Annotated in this window: 6 protein-coding genes and 3 rRNA genes; 1 reads left to right on the top strand and 8 read right to left on the bottom strand. The window is 60.2% G+C overall.

Annotation, left to right across the window (positions count from 1 at the left end):
* Positions 1-8: 8 nt before the first annotated feature.
* The 6 genes from rrf to ASH00_RS07255 form a co-directional block, all read right to left on the bottom strand.
* Positions 9-125 (bottom strand): 5S ribosomal RNA (rrf, locus tag ASH00_RS07280).
* A gap of 162 nt (positions 126-287) precedes the next feature.
* Positions 288-3,439: ribosomal RNA gene (locus tag ASH00_RS07275) — 23S ribosomal RNA — on the bottom strand.
* A gap of 550 nt (positions 3,440-3,989) precedes the next feature.
* Positions 3,990-5,512: ribosomal RNA gene (locus ASH00_RS07270) — 16S ribosomal RNA — on the bottom strand.
* Together the 16S, 23S and 5S rRNA genes form the textbook arrangement of a ribosomal RNA operon.
* Positions 5,513-5,930: 418 nt before the next feature.
* Positions 5,931-9,596, bottom strand: coding sequence for a 1,4-alpha-glucan branching protein GlgB (glgB, locus tag ASH00_RS07265; protein ID WP_056546402.1), 3,666 nt, complete (start codon positions 9,594-9,596; stop codon positions 5,931-5,933).
* Complete coding sequence (gene treS / locus ASH00_RS07260) at positions 9,596-11,362, bottom strand: maltose alpha-D-glucosyltransferase (protein WP_056546399.1); 1,767 nt, start codon at positions 11,360-11,362, stop codon at positions 9,596-9,598. Before treS ends, glgB begins: the two co-directional genes overlap by 1 nt.
* Positions 11,362-13,377, bottom strand: a complete 2,016-nt coding sequence (locus tag ASH00_RS07255; RefSeq protein WP_056546396.1) for an alpha-1,4-glucan--maltose-1-phosphate maltosyltransferase — start codon at positions 13,375-13,377, stop codon at positions 11,362-11,364. Before ASH00_RS07255 ends, treS begins: the two co-directional genes overlap by 1 nt.
* Before the next feature lie 189 nt (positions 13,378-13,566).
* On the opposite strand from ASH00_RS07255, the gene glgP reads away from it, so the two are divergent.
* Entirely contained in the window at positions 13,567-16,179 is a 2,613-nt protein-coding gene (gene glgP, locus ASH00_RS07250) for an alpha-glucan family phosphorylase (protein ID WP_200954757.1), read from the top strand.
* Here the strand turns inward: glgP and glgX are convergent.
* A complete protein-coding gene (gene glgX / locus ASH00_RS07245; protein WP_056546384.1) occupies positions 16,176-18,254 on the bottom strand; it encodes a glycogen debranching protein GlgX in 2,079 nt (692 codons plus the stop codon). The genes glgP and glgX overlap by 4 nt on opposite strands.
* A gap of 16 nt (positions 18,255-18,270) precedes the next feature.
* Complete coding sequence (rlmB, locus tag ASH00_RS07240) at positions 18,271-19,263, bottom strand: 23S rRNA (guanosine(2251)-2'-O)-methyltransferase RlmB (protein ID WP_056546381.1); 993 nt, start codon at positions 19,261-19,263, stop codon at positions 18,271-18,273.
* Between the last annotated feature and the right edge of the window lie 72 nt (positions 19,264-19,335).

The raw sequence follows: 19,335 nt of genomic DNA, 5'->3' as shown, positions 1-19,335 counted from the left end.
TAAGTGTTGTCCGGCGGTGTCCTACTCTCCCACACTCTCTCGGGTGCAGTACCATCGGCGCTGTGGGTCTTAGCTTCCGGGTTCGGAATGGGACCGGGCGTTTCCCCCACGCTATGACCGCCGTAACCCTTTTACCCGATCCCGTACCGGTGTGAGCGGTGGCGGGGTGGGAAGTATGTGGTTACAACTGTTGTATGTAGTTGTATGTTTTTGTGTGTGTTCCCTGGTAACTGTTGGGTTGTTGGTTGGGAACCGCATAGTGGACGCGTAGCATTTGTGTTTTGTGTGGTGTCAAGTTATCGGCGTATTAGTACCGGTCAGCTTCACGAGTCGTTAGTCCTCGCTTCCACATCCGGCCTATCAACCCAGTGGTCTGGCTGGGGGCCTCTCACACCAAATGGTGTATGGAAATCTCATCTTGAAGCAGGCTTCCCGCTTAGATGCTTTCAGCGGTTATCCCATCCGAACGTAGCTAATCAGCGGTGCACTTGGCAGTACAACTGACACACCAGAGGTTCGTCCGTCCCGGTCCTCTCGTACTAAGGACAGCCCTTCTCAAATTTCCTACGCGCGCAGCGGATAGGGACCGAACTGTCTCACGACGTTCTAAACCCAGCTCGCGTACCGCTTTAATGGGCGAACAGCCCAACCCTTGGGACCTACTCCAGCCCCAGGATGCGACGAGCCGACATCGAGGTGCCAAACCATGCCGTCGATATGGACTCTTGGGCAAGATCAGCCTGTTATCCCCGAGGTACCTTTTATCCGTTGAGCGACGGCCATTCCACAATGTACCGCCGGATCACTAGTCCCGACTTTCGTCCCTGCTTGAGATGTCTCTCTCACAGTCAAGCTCCCTTGTGCACTTACACTCGACACCTGATTGCCAACCAGGCTGAGGGAACCTTTGGGCGCCTCCGTTACTTTTTAGGAGGCAACCGCCCCAGTTAAACTACCCATCAGGCACTGTCCCTGACCCGGATTACGGGCCGAAGTTAGATATCCAGAGTGACCAGAGTGGTATTTCAACGATGACTCCACCTGAACTAGCGTCCAAGCTTCACAGTCTCCCACCTATCCTACACAAGCCACACCGAACACCAATACCAAACTATAGTGAAGGTCTCGGGGTCTTTCCGTCCTGCTGCGCGTAACGAGCATCTTTACTCGTAGTGCAATTTCGCCGAGTTTATGGTTGAGACAGCGGGGAAGTCGTTACTCCATTCGTGCAGGTCGGAACTTACCCGACAAGGAATTTCGCTACCTTAGGATGGTTATAGTTACCACCGCCGTTTACTGGGGCTTGAATTCCCAGCTTCGCCCACAAGTGAGCTAACCGGTCCTCTTAACCTTCCAGCACCGGGCAGGAGTCAGTCCGTATACATCGTCTTGCGACTTCGCACGGACCTGTGTTTTTAGTAAACAGTCGCTTCCCCCTGGTCTCTGCGGCCCCGATCCGCCTCCCCACAGCAAGTGTGGTTCACGGTTGGGGCCCCCCTTCTCCCGAAGTTACGGGGGCATTTTGCCGAGTTCCTTAACCATAATTCTCTCGATCGCCTTAGTATTCTCTACCTGATCACCTGTGTCGGTTTGGGGTACGGGCAGTTGGAACCTCACGCCGATGCTTTTCTAGGCAGCATAGGATCATCGGATCCCCACCAAAAGGCAGGGCCCATCGGGTCTCAGAGACGGTATCAAAACCAGGACCACGGATTTGCCTATGGTCCCTCCTACATCCTTAGACCGGGACAACCATCGCCCGGCCCGACTACCTTCCTGCGTCACACCTGTTAATACGCTTACCTCCCAAGATCAGGTCCCACGCTCCCCATCAACACGGACCCCGAAGGGCACTGGAAAATGGTTTGGGTGGTTAGTATCCCTTGTTCAGTATGGGCGGTTCTTCACCGGTACGGGAATATCAACCCGTTGTCCATCGACTACGCCTGTCGGCCTCGCCTTAGGTCCCGACTTACCCAGGGCAGATTAGCTTGACCCTGGAACCCTTGATCATTCGGCGGACGGGTTTCTCACCCGTCTTTCGCTACTCATGCCTGCATTCTCACTCGTGTAGGCTCCACCGCTGGTTTACACCGCGACTTCACTGCCCACACGACGCTCCCCTACCACTCCAAACGCCTGAACTCAGGAGAACAAGTCTCCGGCTTGGCTAACATTTGAAATCCACAACTTCGGCGGTGTACTTGAGCCCCGCTACATTGTCGGCGCGGAATCACTTGACCAGTGAGCTATTACGCACTCTTTCAAGGATGGCTGCTTCTAAGCCAACCTCCTGGTTGTCTGAGCAACTCCACATCCTTTCCCACTTAGCACACGCTTAGGGGCCTTAGTTGGTGGTCTGGGCTGTTTCCCTCTCGACTATGAAGCTTATCCCCCACAGTCTCACTGCTGCGCTCTCACTTACCGGCATTCGGAGTTTGGCTGACGTCAGTAACCTTGTAGGGCCCATCGGCCATCCAGTAGCTCTACCTCCGGCAAGAAACACGCAACGCTGCACCTAAATGCATTTCGGGGAGAACCAGCTATCACGAAGTTTGATTGGCCTTTCACCCCTACCCACAGCTCATCCCCTCCATTTTCAACTGAAGTGGGTTCGGTCCTCCACGACGTCTTACCGTCGCTTCAACCTGGCCATGGGTAGATCACTTCGCTTCGGGTCTAGATCACGCCACTCACWCGCCCTATTCAGACTCGCTTTCGCTACGGCTACCCCACACGGGTTAACCTCGCGACGTAACACTAACTCGCAGGCTCATTCTTCAAAAGGCACGCCATCACAGGACAAAATCCCGCTCTGACGGATTGTAGGCACACGGTTTCAGGTACTATTTCACTCCCCTCCCGGGGTACTTTTCACCTTTCCCTCACGGTACTGGTCCGCTATCGGTCATCAGGGAGTATTTAGGCTTACCAGGTGGTCCTGGCAGATTCGCACGGGATTTCTCGGGCCCCGTACTACTTGGGATACTCTCCAAGCGGCAGCACGCATTACAGCTACGGGACTCTCACCCACTCCGGTCGGGCCTTCAAACCCGTTCACCTATACGCCTGCACTCACTTCACCAGTCCGGCAGAACTGATACGGAAAGTCCCGCAACCCCAGAGATGCAACGCCCGCCGGCTATCACACACCACTGGTTTAGCCTCATCCGCGTTCGCTCGCCACTACTAACGGAATCACTATTGTTTTCTCTTCCTGTGGGTACTGAGATGTTTCACTTCCCCACGTTCCCCCCACGCACCCTATGTGTTCAGGTACGGGTCACCCAGTCACTCGCGCGCTGAGCGGGGTTTCCCCATTCGGACATCCTGGGATCAAAGTTCGGTTATCAACTCCCCCAGGCTTATCGCAGATTCCCACGTCCTTCTTCGGCTCCTGATGCCAAGGCATCCACCGTGTGCCCTTAAAAACTTGACGATCACACACAACCAACACAACCAACCCCAAAACAAGGGGCCAGCCACATCAAACGATTGCGTGCATACACAAAATTTAAGATGCTCGCGTCCACTATGCAGTTCTCAAACAACAACCCCAGTCAACACACCACCCACACCCCACAACCCCAAACAAACAGGATCAAGACATGARCGGTTATGCCCAGGAAAACCAGAAACACCAGCCAACCAAACCCCCACCCGAAACAAACCACACAACCGTGCGACCCATCCCCAGCAGAAACCCGGCCCCTGTTGCCTCAGGACCCAACAGTGTGCCACACACTACCGAACCAGCAACCAACCAGCCCTTTCCCAAACCACACACCCCCACCCCGCCAGGACAAACCCGACGAGAACAGACACATGCGACCCGTACTCAAACCAACCAGCACCAACCCGGCACCTATTCATTGATATTCCACCCATGAGCACCCACCGCAGAACAAACGCCTGCGCAATGGGCATACTCCTGACAACCCCCACACCCCACACAACGCAGGATGCAAACAGTTGTAGGCGCTCCTTAGAAAGGAGGTGATCCAGCCGCACCTTCCGGTACGGCTACCTTGTTACGACTTAGTCCCAATCGCCGGTCCCACCTTCGACGGCTCCCCCCCAAAAGGGTTAGGCCACCGGCTTCGGGTGTTACCAACTTTCGTGACTTGACGGGCGGTGTGTACAAGGCCCGGGAACGTATTCACCGCAGCGTTGCTGATCTGCGATTACTAGCGACTCCGACTTCATGAGGTCGAGTTGCAGACCTCAATCCGAACTGAGACCGGCTTTTTGGGATTAGCTCCACCTCACAGCATCGCAACCCTTTGTACCGGCCATTGTAGCATGCGTGAAGCCCAAGACATAAGGGGCATGATGATTTGACGTCGTCCCCACCTTCCTCCGAGTTGACCCCGGCAGTCTCCCATGAGTCCCCGGCATAACCCGCTGGCAACATGGAACGAGGGTTGCGCTCGTTGCGGGACTTAACCCAACATCTCACGACACGAGCTGACGACAACCATGCACCACCTGTAAACCGGCCACAAGTGGCCGACACATCTCTGCGCCGTTCCGGTTCATGTCAAGCCTTGGTAAGGTTCTTCGCGTTGCATCGAATTAATCCGCATGCTCCGCCGCTTGTGCGGGCCCCCGTCAATTCCTTTGAGTTTTAGCCTTGCGGCCGTACTCCCCAGGCGGGGCACTTAATGCGTTAGCTACGGCGCGGAAAACGTGGAATGTCCCCCACACCTAGTGCCCAACGTTTACGGCATGGACTACCAGGGTATCTAATCCTGTTCGCTCCCCATGCTTTCGCTCCTCAGCGTCAGTTAATGCCCAGAGACCTGCCTTCGCCATCGGTGTTCCTCCTGATATCTGCGCATTTCACCGCTACACCAGGAATTCYAGTCTCCCCTACATCACTCAAGTCTGCCCGTACCCACCGCAGATCCGGAGTTAAGCCCCGGACTTTCACGACAGACGCGACAAACCGCCTACGAGCTCTTTACGCCCAATAATTCCGGATAACGCTTGCGCCCTACGTATTACCGCGGCTGCTGGCACGTAGTTAGCCGGCGCTTCTTCTGCAGGTACCGTCACTTTCGCTTCTTCCCTACTGAAAGAGGTTTACAACCCGAAGGCCTTCATCCCTCACGCGGCGTCGCTGCATCAGGCTTGCGCCCATTGTGCAATATTCCCCACTGCTGCCTCCCGTAGGAGTCTGGGCCGTGTCTCAGTCCCAGTGTGGCCGTCCACCCTCTCAGGCCGGCTACCCGTCGTCGCCTTGGTAGGCCATTACCCCACCAACAAGCTGATAGGCCGCGAGTCCATCCAAAACCACAAAAGCTTTCCACCAACCACCATGCGATGGAAGGTCATATCCAGTATTAGACCCAGTTTCCCAGGCTTATCCCAGAGTCAAGGGCAGGTTACTCACGTGTTACTCACCCGTTCGCCACTAATCCCCCCAGCAAGCTGGAGATCATCGTTCGACTTGCATGTGTTAAGCACGCCGCCAGCGTTCATCCTGAGCCAGGATCAAACTCTCCGTAAAAAACTACGAACACAACACAAACCCCCCGGAAAAAGAGAAGCCCATGCTGCACAAAATTCGAAACCAGCCAAAAAACCAGCCACCCCACGGGATGAGATGACCAGCAAATCAACCAATCAAAAAACAATCGGTATCAACAAACATGGCACACTATTGAGTTCTCAAACAACAGAAACACCCGGCACCAAACACAACCCTCAAGGCCGCATCATCGCTCCGGAGCAACTTTTCAAACTTACCCGCCCAACCCCACCCCGTCAAATCCTGCCTTCATTCACAGTCCGCTGTGATCAGAAACGAATCTGATTTTTGCGAGTTGTGGATGTTGGCCTGACCTGAAGTGATCGTCGGCGCGGATATAAACTCTAGCACCCCGGAAGCGCAGTTGTAAATCCAGCTTCCGGGGTAGCGGTTCGGGCTAGGTGTGGGCTGGGGTCAGATAGAGAACTCCCAGCGGCGGAACCCGCAGATCCGCGTACGCGGGCAGCCCATTATGCGCTCCTTCTATCGCCTCAACCGGGCCGATGTTCCGTACGCCAGAACCGCCGAAATCCTCGGCATCAGTGTTGAGCAGCTCGGTCCACTGCCCCGACCACGGCATTCCCACCCGGTAGCCCTCGTGCGGCGAACCGGAGAAGTTCGCAACGCAGACAAGAGGATTTCCCTGCGTGTCCCACCGGATGAAGGACAAGGTGTTATGCGCGCCGTCATTCTCGTCGATCCATTGAAATCCTGAAGGATCGTTATCACGCGCATACAGTGCCGGCGTCTGCCGGTAGATGGAGTTGAGAGACCTGACCATCTCTTGCACGCCCTTATGCGGGATTGTGTCCGACAGCCACCAATCCAGTCCGTACTGTTCGGACCACTCCGACTCCTGGGCAAACTCGGTACCCATGAAGATCAGCTGCTTGCCCGGATGCGCCCACTGGAAAGCTAGATATGCGCGGACGTTGGCCAGCTGCTGCCACCGGTCGCCGGGCATTTTCCGAAGCAGCGAGCCCTTCCCGTGCACGACCTCGTCGTGGCTGATCGGAAGCATGAAGTTTTCGGTGTAGGCATACACCATGGAGAAGGTGGCTTTGCCGTGATGGTGCACACGGTTGATCGGATCCTCGGCGATGTACTGCAAGGAATCATGCATCCACCCCATGTTCCATTTGATTCCGAAGCCCAGCCCGCCCTGTGAGGTTGGACGGGTAACGCCATCGAAGGCCGTTGATTCCTCGGCGATCATTACGATGCCCGGCACACGCTTGTAGGCGGTCGCGTTGACCTCCTGGAGGAAAGAGATTGCCTCAAGGTTTTCACGGCCGCCAAACCTGTTCGGCTGCCATTGACCGTCCTCGCGTGAATAGTCCAGGTACAGCATTGAGGCGACTGCATCGACTCTCAACCCGTCGATGTGGAATTCTTCCAGCCAGTACAAGGCATTGGCCACCAGGAAATTACGCACTTCCCGTCGGCCGTAATCAAAGATCAGCGTGCCCCAGTCCGGATGCTCGCCCAGCTGAGGGTTGCCGTGCTCGTAGAGAGTGTCGCCGTCGAATCGGGCGAGAGCCCATTCGTCCTTCGGGAAGTGGGCCGGCACCCAGTCCATGATGACGCCGATACCCGCCTGGTGCAGCTTGTCCACAAGGTATTTGAAGTCGTCCGGGTGCCCGAAACGGGCGGTCGGCGCGAAGTAGGACGTCACCTGGTAGCCCCATGATCCGCCGAACGGGTGCTCAGCGACCGGCATCAGCTCGACGTGGGTGAATCCCTGCCACTGCAGGTACTCAACCAGTTGTTCGGCGAGCTGCTTGTAGTCCAGCCCAAGCCGCCAGGACCCAAGGTGCACTTCGTAGACGCTCATCGGACCGTTGTGTGGATCCTTGGAGGCGCGATCCTTGATCCACTCGTCATCTCCGAATACGTAGCGGGACTCCACCACCCGGGACCCGGTAAGCGGCGGAATTTCCGTGCCTCGCGCCATGGGATCGGCTTTCTCACGCCATTGCCCGTCACGACCAAGGATTTCGAACTTGTAGCGGGCGCCCGCCTCTGCTCCCGGAACGAAGAGCTCCCATATCCCGGAGCTACCGAGCGACCTCATAGCGTGGACCGAGCCGTCCCAGCCGTTGAAGTCGGCCTTGACCCGGACCGACTGGGCATTCGGAGCCCATACAGCAAAGCTGACCCCAGCGATGTCGCCGAGCGCGGAAGCGTAGCGGCGCACATGAGCACCGAGAGCCGTCCACAGGGTCTCGTGCCTTCCCTCCGCAAGTAGGTGCATATCGATTTCGCCCAGAGTGGGCAGGAAGCGGTAGGCATCGTCGACCATTTGGGGAGCGCCGTCATACACCACTTCCAAGCGGTAGTCCGGGACGTGTCCGGGCCGCTCAGGTTCAACAGTGCCAACCCAGATGCCGTTGTGTTCATGGCTCAGCTCGGTCCGGCCACTGCCGGTCACCACAGTGACGCTCTCCGCGAGCCTGCGAAGGGTTCGGATGGTCACGTGCCCGTGTTGGTCCAGGTGCGCTCCGAGTACTGCATGCGGCTGGTAGTACCGCCCTTCGGATACCTGCTGAAGGACATCCGGATCCACCTGGATAGGATCACCGGAAGGTGCGGTGGCGACTGGCTGGCCCTGCGCCGCCGCCGTCGCGTCCACATCCTCAGGGGAGTCCTGATTCGATGCTTCTTCTTTGGCGGACCCGCCGCCCTTGAGCATTCGTCGAACTGCTGACACGGGTACGTCCACCCAATCTGGTCGGTTTCTCAATTCGTACACCACCTCGTAGAGTGCCTTGTCTAGCCATAGCGCACGGAAAAGCGAGCCGGCGCGATCGACCGTTGTTCCAGCCTCACTGGAATAGCCGTCGAGGAAGGCAGTCACTGAATCCGTTGCCCAGGCCTCAGCGGCCGAGGGCGAGACTACCGCTTCGTGTACGCCCACTCCTGCCGCGTACTCCAAAGAACGCACGAGCCCGACGACGTCGCGCACAGGGACATCCGGCACGCTTCGTTCGGATGCCGGCCGCAGCGGTTCACCTTCAAAGTCGAGGACGAGCCATTTGCTTCCGCGCGTTGCAAGAATCTGCCCAAGGTGCAGATCCGCATGGATGCGTTGAAGTTCGGGAAGTTCTTTCAATCCCTGCACTTCGCCGATGACTGCCTGGATCTGCTCGTCGTATGGTCCTACTGTGGCCCCAGCCTCACGCCACGCCCACTCGATACGGCTGGCCAGGGACTGCCGAAACTCAGCCGACTCCTGTTCGGTTGCGGCGCGGCTCCCGAAGGCCTGTGCGAGCTGATTGTGGATGCGTGCGATGACCCGTCCGAGCTCACCCGCCTCCGTGGTGAACGGCTGTCCCGCTTCCAAGGCGGTGACGGCCTGCCGCCAGGCATCCTTGCTGCCCGGAATGAATTCCCGAAGCACGCTGAGATGCCCGGTGACCCATTCATCAGCGGACCTGGTGTCCTGCCAACTGCCCATCACCCAACCGAAAGTCTGCGGTACGTCGGTTGATCCGGCATCGGTGAGCTTTGCGCTCACCAGGACATCAGGGCTCTCCCCGGCTGCGAGGACACGAAAGAATTTCAGGATGGTCGGCGTCCCACCGGTGGAAATGACCACGGAGGTGTTCGACTGTTCGCCGCCGAGCACCGAGATATCAGCCGACGCAGGGACGCTGGGAGAGGAACCGAAGTCGCCGAGTGAGGTTGCCCTGGTTCGGCCGTCATCCGTGCCGCCCTGAGTCCGGATGAGCTCGAGCCACGCGGCAATGAATACGGGATCATGCGTGCCGTCGTAGACGTACCTGCGTCCCAGTTCGGCGTGGTCGGTCTCTCCGAGCAGCGCCGACTCCGCCCCCTTAAGGGGCTCCGACCGAAAAGTAAGCGGCACATTGACGACGTCCAGCCGTCTTCCGGACTCAACCGCAACGAGATGCACCTCCAACCCCACTTCATCCGCCGGGTCCTCCAACCGGACACCACCGGCGCGGCTCAGAGATATCTCCCTGCCTTTCGAAGGGAACCAGCGCTGGGTGGGCATCCAGGCCGTGAGCAGTTCGGGAACGGATGACGTCGATACGGCCATTACTGTACTGCCTTCGAGATAGGAATTACGGGCATCGCTTCGGTATGCGGGGAGGCCACATTGGAACTGGCCGAACGCAACCGCAGCCAGTAGAAGTCATGGCTGCCCAGTGTCAGGGTGAGATCGCCGTCTTCACCGAACGCCGGGAATGGGGTACCGCCGAAGAGATCACGCAGTCCCCTGCCCGAGTACTCCGGCAGGTGCAGCCGTGCTGCTACCGGATGCTGCGACAGGTTGAACACGCATAGGATCACCTCCGGCTGCTCCCCTTCAGGGTTGTCGGCCGGAACTTCACGGATGAACGCGAGCACCGGCTCGGCCTCAGTGGGTACGTTGCGATAAGAGCCAAGACCGAACGCGGGGTGGGATCGCCGCACCGCGAGCATCTGCCGCATCCAGTGGAGCAACGAACTCGAGCTTGCGAGCTGCGCTTCGACGTTCACATGGTTGTAGTGATAGACGAGCGATTGAACCACCGGAAGGTAAAGCTTGCCGGGATCGGCGGTCGAGAAGCCCGCGTTCCTGTCCGGGTTCCATTGCATGGGCGTTCGGGAGGCATCGCGGTCCTCAAGCCAGATGTTATCGCCCATGCCGATCTCATCGCCGTAGTACAGGAACGGGCTGCCTGGCAGGGAGAGCAGCAGTGCATGGATGAGTTCCACTTCCGCCCGCGAGTTGTCCAGCAGCGGCGAAAGACGACGCCGGATACCGATATTGGCGCGCATCCGGGAATCAGGTGCGTACCAGCCAAGCATCGCTTCGCGTTCCTCGTTAGTCACCATCTCCAGCGTGAGTTCATCATGGTTCCGCAGGAAGGTTCCCCACTGGGCACCTGCCGGGATGTCAGGCGTCTCGGCCATCGTCTCGATGATCGGGGCTGCTTTCTGGTCCCGCAGAGCGTAAAAGAGCCGCGGCATGATCGGAAAGTGAAAGCACATGTGGCACTCTGCGCCTTCTTCGTCACCGAAGTACTCCACAACCTCGTCGGGCATCTGGTTTGCTTCAGCGATGATGACGCGTCCGGGATAGTTCTCGTCCACCATGGCCCGTAGTTCCTTGAGGAAGGCGTGAGTGGCGGGAAGGTTCTCGCAGTTGGTTCCCTCCTCTTCGAAGAGGTAGGGAATGGCATCTGCCCGGAAGCCGTCAATCCCCTGGTCCAGCCAGAACCGCACGACGTCGAACAGTGCCTCCGTCACCTTCGGGTTCTCGAAGTTGAGGTCAGGCTGGTGGCTGAAGAACCTGTGCCAGAAGAACTGCCGGCGGACTGGATCGAAAGTCCAGTTGGACTCCTCCGTGTCGACGAATATGATCCGGGCGTCCTGGTACTTCTCGTCGGTGTCGCTCCACACGTAGAAGTCGCCGTACGGCCCGTCCGGGTCTGTGCGCGACTCCTCGAACCACTGGTGTTTGTCGGAAGTGTGGTTCAGCGGAAGGTCGATGATGACACGAACGCCACGTGCGTGCGCTTCGGCCACCAGCCGCTTGAAGTCGCTCAGGCTGCCGAACTCGTCGAGCACATCATAGTAATCCGCGATGTCATAGCCGCCGTCACGCAGCGGGGACTTGAAGAACGGTGGAAGCCAGAGGCAGTCGACTCCGAGCCACTGCAGATAGTCGAGTTTGTCGATCAGGCCGGTGAAATCCCCGGAGCCATCGCCGTTTGCGTCGGCGAAACCTCGAACCAACACTTCATAGAACACGGCCTTGCGGTACCAGTGCGGGTCATGTGCAAGGCCTGGGGCATGCAGCTGAAACGGATTCGCCACTAACGAGTCCTCCTGACGGAAAGGATGTGAGCCGGTTCCACGTGGGCATCCAGCCTGACATAGTTGTGTGCTCCCCACTGCCAGCTTTGGCCGGTGATGAGGTCATCCACCCAGAAGGTGCCATCCTCATTCCAGTCGCCGTCCGCAAGACCGAGGGCACCGAGGTTGAGGGACACGGTGGACTCCCGTGCGCTGTGCGGATCAACATTGACGACAACGATGAGTGTGTCCTTTTCGTGGCCACCCTCCCCCAGGCCTTCCTTGTGCTTGGAGAAAACCAGGGTGGCCTCGTCCGTGCTGCTGTGGACCGTGAGGTTCTCGAGATCACCGAGTGCCGGATGGGAGCGGCGGATCTCATTCAACCGGGTAAGGAAGGGTGCGAGGCTTCGCCCCTGAGCTTCGGCGGCTTCGTAGTCACGGGGACGGTACTCGAACTTTTCATTGTCGATGTACTCCTCCGCACCCGGCCGGGCAACGTGTTCGTATAGCTCATAGCCGGCGTACACACCCCAGAGCGGGCTTGCCATGGAGGCAAGCACGGCCCTCACCTTGAACGCTGCCGGCCCACCGTACTGGAGGTACTCGGTGAGGATGTCCGGTGTGTTCACAAAGAAGTTGGGGCGGAAGAACGCCGCAGTGTCCCGGCTGACCTCGGTGAAGTACTGCTCCAACTCCTCCTTGGTGTTGCGCCAGGTGAAGTAGGTGTAGGACTGCTGGAAGCCTGCCCGTCCGAGAGCATGCATCATGGCCGGCCGCGTGAACGCCTCGGCCAGGAACACGACATCGGGATGTTTCCTGTTCACCTGCGCGATGAGCCATTCCCAGAACTGCACCGGCTTGGTATGCGGGTTGTCCACGCGGAAAATACGGACGCCGTGGCTCACCCACAGCAGAACAATGCGCAGCACCTCGTTGTAGATGCCGTCCGGATCATTGTCGAAATTGATCGGATAGATGTCCTGGTACTTCTTCGGCGGGTTCTCGGCGTAGGCGATAGACCCGTCCACCCGTGTGGTGAACCACTCGGGGTGTTCCGTGACCCAGGGATGGTCAGGCGAAGCCTGCAGCGCAAGGTCCAGGGCCACTTCGAGGTTCAGATCATGAGCCCGCTGGACAAAGGCATCGAAGTCCTCGAAAGTTCCCAGATCCGGGTGGATCGCGTCATGACCCCCCTCCGGACCGCCGATTGCCCACGGGGAACCGGGATCCCCCGGCCCTGCGTTCAAGGTGTTGTTCGGGCCTTTGCGGTGCGTTTTACCGATCGGGTGGATCGGAGGGAGGTAGACGACGTCGAAACCCATCTGTGCAACAGCGGGGAGCCTTTGAGCTGCGGTGACGAAGTTTCCCGAGGTCCACTTTGCGGCGCCGGGGTCATAACTGGCGCCTTCTGAGCGCGGGAAGAACTCGTACCAGGCGCCCCGGCCGGCAGCCTCGCGCTCCACGAGGATCGGGTACGCGCGGGACGGCGTCACCAGAGCCCGCAACGGCTCGCGCTCGACCGCTGCGCGAATGTCCGGGGCGTGCCCGGCGGCGAGGCGCTCATCAATGGGCAACTCCCGGTTCCGGAGCCGCTCCGCGGTGGCGAGGAACAGGTCCTTCTCCGGCGCGGGCCGGGAGGAGGACTGGGAGGTGAAGAGCACCGCCCCCTCTTCGAGCATCAGCTCGACGTCGACGCCCACTTCAATTTTTACGGTGGCGTTATGGTGCCAGGTTTCATACAGATCACTCCAGCCCTCGATCAGGAAGGAATGAAGCCCGACGGCGGCTGGTCGAAGCCGGCCTTCATAGTGATCCGTTCCCATCCCGAGCGGCGCCAGCCGTACCCGCTGCACTTCCGCGCCCTGTGGGTCGAGCAGTACTGCCGATACACCGAGTTGGTCATGGCCCTCCCGGAAAACCGTTGCTCCCACCACAATGTCGGATCCCGGTACGGCCTTCGAGGGGAACAACCCGCCCTCGACCACCGGAGACACCTTGGTGATGGGAATCCGTCCGAACCGTAAATCTTCGCTCATGGATGCGCCTGCCCTTTTTCGTGTCGCCTCGCTCGAAGTGGTCACAGACTAGACGTTATCCATTATCGCGCCAGATTGCTAAGGCGACTTTCTAAAGGGGACAAGTGTTGCACTTCACATTGCAAGCGTTTACGCACATGTGGGGCCAAGACGTACTCCGGCTCGGAAATGTACGCTAACCTACCCAACGTGAAGGCAATCCGTAGGTTTACTGTCCGTACCGTTCTTCCACCGAGCATCGCTCCCCTAGGTAAGCTGGCTGGCAATCTGCGCTGGTCCTGGCATTTGCCTACTGCGAGGCTCTTCCATGACATCAATCCCGAGGCGTGGGAATCCAGCGGCCACGATCCCGTCCAGTTCCTCGGATCCATCACCCGGGAGCAGCTGAAGCGTATTGCCGCGAACCAGGAACTGGTGTCGCGGATTCAGGATCTCGGAGCTGACCTGGAGCGGTACCTGTCAGAGCCACGGTGGTACCAATCGCTCGGTAAGGACGCACCCAAGTCCATCGCCTACTTCTCCCCCGAGTACGGCATCAGCGCTGTGCTTCCGCAGTATTCCGGCGGCCTCGGCATTCTGGCCGGTGACCACCTCAAGGCGGCATCCGACCTGGGCGTGCCGCTGGTCGGTGTCGGGCTTCTTTACCAAGCGGGCTACTTCAAACAGTCCCTCTCCCGCGACGCATGGCAGCAGGAAACCTATCCCGTCCTCGACCCGGACGGACTCCCCCTTACGCTCCTCCGTGAGGAGGACGGCGCCGCTGCAACGGTAGTGCTCCCGCTTCCCAACGGACGTGAGCTGCGCGCCCACATCTGGAGGGCCGACGTCGGGCGCGTTCCGTTGCTGCTCCTAGATTCCAATGTTCCAGGCAATGACGAAGCGGCGCGCAACGTCACCGACCGCCTGTACGGCGGCGGCGGCGACCAGCGTCTGCAGCAGGAGCTGCTGCTGGGTATGGGCGGAGTGAAGGCACTGCGCATCTTCGAGCGGCTGACCGGGCTTCCCGCCCCCGAGGTCTTCCACACCAACGAGGGACACGCCGGGTTCCTCGGCATTGAGCGCATCCGCGAGCTCATGGACTCCTCCAATGAGCAGCCGATGTCCTGGGAGGAAGCTCTGACAGCCGGCCGTGCATCCACGGTCTTCACCACACATACCCCGGTTCCAGCCGGTATTGACCGATTTGAACGGGCACAGATCCAGCATTTCTTCGATGCCGGGCTGGCTCCTTCCGTTCCCACCGAGCGTGTCCTCGAACTGGGAGCAGAAAATTACGACGGCGGTGACGGGTCGAAGTTCAATATGGCGGTCATGGGCCTGCGGCTGGCCCAGCGCGCCAACGGTGTTGCCAAGCTGCACGGCGAGGTGTCACGCGAGATGTTCTCGGGACTATGGCCGGGCTTCGACTCCCGGGAGGTTCCCATCACCTCGGTGACGAACGGCGTCCACGTACCCACCTGGGTGGACCCCCTCATCGCCGACTTCGCCCGTGAGAACTTCGGAGCGGAATCCGTGCTGGACCCGCAATGGGCACGCGTGTATGACGTTGAGGACGCCGACATCTGGCGGCTGAGGCGGATCATGCGCTCCAACCTCATCGATGATGTCCGCTCCCGGTTGCGGTCTTCCTGGAAGAAGCGCGGCGCAGCCGACGCCGAGCTGGCCTGGACGGATAATGTTCTGGACCCAGACGTGCTCACCATCGGATTCGCACGCCGCGTACCCACCTACAAGCGGCTCACCCTGATGCTGCGCGATGCAGACCGCCTCAAGGCGCTTCTGCTGCACCCCACCAATCCCATCCAGCTCGTCATCGCAGGAAAGTCGCACCCCGCCGATGAGCAGGGCAAGCGCATGATCCAGGATCTCGTCCGGTTCACTGACGACCCCGAGGTGCGCCACCGGATTGTGTTCCTGCCGAACTACGACATCGCCATGGCACGCACATTGTTCCCGGGTTGCGATGTGTGGCTCAACAACCCGCTCCGCCCGCTCGAGGCGTGCGGGACGTCCGGAATGAAGTCAGCCATCAACGGTGGGCTCAACCTGTCGGTGCTGGACGGCTGGTGGGATGAAATGTACGACGGCGACAACGGCTGGGCGATCCCGACCGCCAACAACGGTGCCTCCGCCGACGAGCGTGACGACATCGAGGCAGCAGCCCTGTATGACCTCATCGAAGAGCAGGTGGCTCCCCGCTTCTACAGCACGGTCCGCGCACCGGGCGTAAGCACTGCCGGTCCCTCGTCACCGTCCAGCGACGGCGTCCCGCATCAGTGGGTGTCGATGATCAAGCACACCATGGCGAAGCTGGGCCCTGCGGTTTCCGCCGAGCGCATGCTCCAGGACTATGTAGGCCAGCTGTACCAGCCCGCCTGCCGTGCAGGACGACTGGCAGTCCGCGACGGCTACAGCTCGGCGAAGCAGATGGCCTCCTGGCGTTCGAAGATCAAGGACGGCTGGTCTGCCGTGCAGGTTGAACACGTTGACTCGCTTGGTGTGTCCGAGGAACCACAGATCGGAGACACGCTCACCGTCAACGCCTACGTCTCGCTGGGTAGCGTAGGACCCGAAGACGTGTCGGTGGAAGTGGTCTACGGCCGTGCCTCCGATAGTGACGACCTGAGCGAGGTAGCCGTAGCGGATCTTCAGGTTGGCGAGGATCTGGGCCGCGGCCGGTTCCTGTTCAGTGGAGAGATTGTCATTGACCACTCCGGCTCGTTCGGGTACACCGTCCGCGTGCTGCCCCAACACGAGAGCCTTGCGTCCCGGGCTGAACTTGGACTCGTGGTGAACGCCTAAACGCGATAGACAGTTACTGAGTTCGCCGCCGCGGTGTCCGTTTCTCCTGCACAGAAACGGGCACCGCGGCGTTTTGCGTTGGCATACGCTGTGGTGAACCGCAGCTCGAACATCTGGTTCTGACTCTCGGGGAAACCCAGCCCATGCAGTGCTGCTGCCGTGGGAAGAACCAGGCTGCGGTCCTCCAGATGTCCATTGACCACAATCAGACCGTCGAGGTCCCCGCCGGGCGATCCAAGCAGCAGCTGGACGGTCCGGCACTCAGGATCCGACCACTGCTCCTGGCGCATCGGCTCGCCGTCCGCGTTGAACCAGAGCAGGTACGAGGTATCTTCCCGCGCGGGATATCCGGCGGGCTGCTCGGTGAGGAACTCCCGGCGGATACGCAGCAGTTCGCGTGTTGCCGTGAGCATGCCGCGAGCATCCTCGTTGTGGTTCCAGTGGACCCACGCCAGTTCATTGTCCTGGCAGTAAGCGTTGTTGTTCCCATGCTGGGTGCGGCCGAACTCATCGCCGGCCGTGATCATCGGGACCCCGAGCGCGAGCAGCTGCGTAGCCATCAGGTTCCGGGCTGTGAGGGAACGGGCGGCAAGAATGGCCTCCTGCTCCGTTGGTCCCTCGACACCGTGGTTGTAGCTGCGGTTGTCGTTGTGTCCGTCGCGGTTGGCCTCGCCGTTGGCCTCGTTGTGCTTCCGGTTGTAGGCCGTCAGGTCCGCCAGAGTGAAGCCGTCGTGAGCGGTGACGAAGTTGACTGAAGACACCGCCGTCCGACCGGACCGGCCGAACACCTCGGCTGAGCCGGCCAGGCAACTGGCCAGGCGTGCCACGGTGCCGCCGCGCCGTCCCTCGGCCAGGGCCGCCTGGTCCGACAGCCAGAAGTCGCGGGCGGTGTCCCGGAAGCGGTCGTTCCAGTCTGCCCAGCCCTGGGGAAAGTTTCCCGTCTGCCAGCCGTTGTAGCCGACGTCCCACGGTTCAGCAATCAGCTTGACACCGCTGAGCACGGTGTCTGCGGCGATGGCGATCAGCAGAGGGTGCCGCGGCGTGAACTGGTGGCTTTCATCCCGGCAGAGGGCGACAGCGAGGTCAAAGCGGAAGCCATCGATACCGAACTCGTCGACCCAGTACCGCAGAGAGTCCAGCGCGAACTGAATTACGCGCGGTTCGGTAAAATTGACCGTGTTTCCGCAACCGGTGGTGTCCAGGTAACGGCCGTCGTCGTGGTGACGGTAGTACTTCATCTCACTCAGCCCGCGCCAGCAGAGTGCGGGGCCGCCCTGCGGGCCCTCGGCGGTGTGGTTGTAGACGACATCGAGGATGACCTCGATCCCGGCCTCGTGAAGGAGCCGGACCATGCCCTTCAGCTCGTCCTGCACCGCTTTGGGTCCGGCCTCGCGTGCGGCCTCAGTGGCGTACTCCGGGTGAGGCGCGAAAAACCCGAGCGTGTTGTAGCCCCAGTAGTTGCTCAGCCCGAGCGGTTCCAGGTGGGGCTCATCAATGTGGAAGTGGATCGGCAGGAGCTCAACGGCTGTAACTCCGAGCTCCAACAGGTGCCGGATCATTGCCGGATGAGCCAGGCCCGCGTAAGTGCCGCGGAGCTCCTCAGGCACATCCGGGTGCAGCTGCGTGAGACCTTTGACGTGCGCCTCGTAAATAACGCTGTCCCTCCAGCGGGTACCCGGACGGCGGGATGAGCCCCAGTTAAACGCCTGATCGACCACCACGGAGAAGTAGACCGGGCTCTCACCCACCCGGACGGTGTCGATTGCGCGGCCGTACGGGTCCAGCAACAGCTGCGATGTGCCGGGCTCACCCTGCAGCGGCGCATCGTCAGGCCAGAACGCGTACCGGGAGGATTCGCCCATCCCCTCCACCAAACCGTGGTGAACGCCATCCGTGAGTTCCGGAAGCACAACGGCGTTCCAGCTGCCCTGAGCGTCCTGATAATGAACCGCCACTGTATCCAGGTCAGGTGCGTACACGGCGACGTCGAACAGGTTCGACTGGTTTCCGGCGCACCGGCGGACCCCCAGCGGGAAAGCTTGGGAACGTTGGGTGATCTCGGTGGTCAGGCTCATAGGGGGAATTCGTTTCCTAACGGGCTTCGGCCGCCCGCTGACGCGAGATTTCATAGAGACTGATGCCCACAGCCATAGAGGCGTTCAGCGATTCCATGGCGGAGTCAATCGGAATGGACACGATTTGGTCGCAGTTCTCCCGCACCAGCCGTGACAGGCCCTTGCCCTCTGAACCCACCACCAGGCATACAGGCTCCACGCCGAGGGTGATTTCCGGCAACGAGACGTCGCCGTCGCCGTCCAGCCCCAGAACAAAAATGCCCATGTCCTTGAAGGATTTCAGGGCGGAGTTCAGGTTGCCTACACGCGCAACCGGTACCCGCACAGCCGCCCCGGCACTCGTTTTCCAGGCGGAAGCCGTCACACCGACCGAGCGCCGTTCCGGCACAAGAACGCCGTGGCCACTGAACGCGGACAGCGACCGGATGATGGCGCCGAGGTTACGGGGGTCAGTGATGCCGTCCAGCGCCACGAACAGCGGCGCCTGGCTGATGTGCCCCTTCTTCCATTTGGCGATGTTCTCGCTGGCGAGGTCGAGGCCGTCTGCGTATTCATACGGCGGAATCTGCAGCATCATGCCCTGGTGAACGGAGCCGTCCGCGAGACGGTCCAGCTCAGGCTTACCCGTTTCCATGAGGGGAATGCCGCGCTCTGTTGCTAGCTTGAGCGACTCACGGACGCGGTCATCCACGTCGATCCGGATGGCGACATACAGTGCCTTGGCAGGAATCCCGGCGCGTAGCGCTTCCACGACGGCGTTCCGCCCGGTGACGTACTCTTCCCCCGGCTTTGCCTTGGACCGGCCGGGAGCTGCCCTGCCGGCAAGCCGCTTTGCGGCGGAGCGCTCAGCCAACTGCTTGCGCTTGTGCGACTTGTGGTACGGGCGGTCTTCAGCCTTGGGCGTGGGCCCCTTGCCCTCAAGCGACTTCCGTCCGTGGCCGCCCGTGCCAATGGTGGGACCCTTCTTGGTCTTGCGGATAGCACCAGGACGTCCGTGGGGGTTGGCCATGGGGAAACACCTTCAGATAGGGGACTTGCGTCAGTCCAGTTTACGCGGGCGGATGCCTGGTCCCTCCCCTGC

The organism is Arthrobacter sp. Soil782, from assembly GCF_001428435.1.
GTDB lineage: Bacteria > Actinomycetota > Actinomycetes > Actinomycetales > Micrococcaceae > Arthrobacter_D > Arthrobacter_D parietis.
The sequence above is the reverse complement of the archived record's forward strand: the minus strand, read 5'-3'. Positions and strand labels throughout refer to the sequence as shown.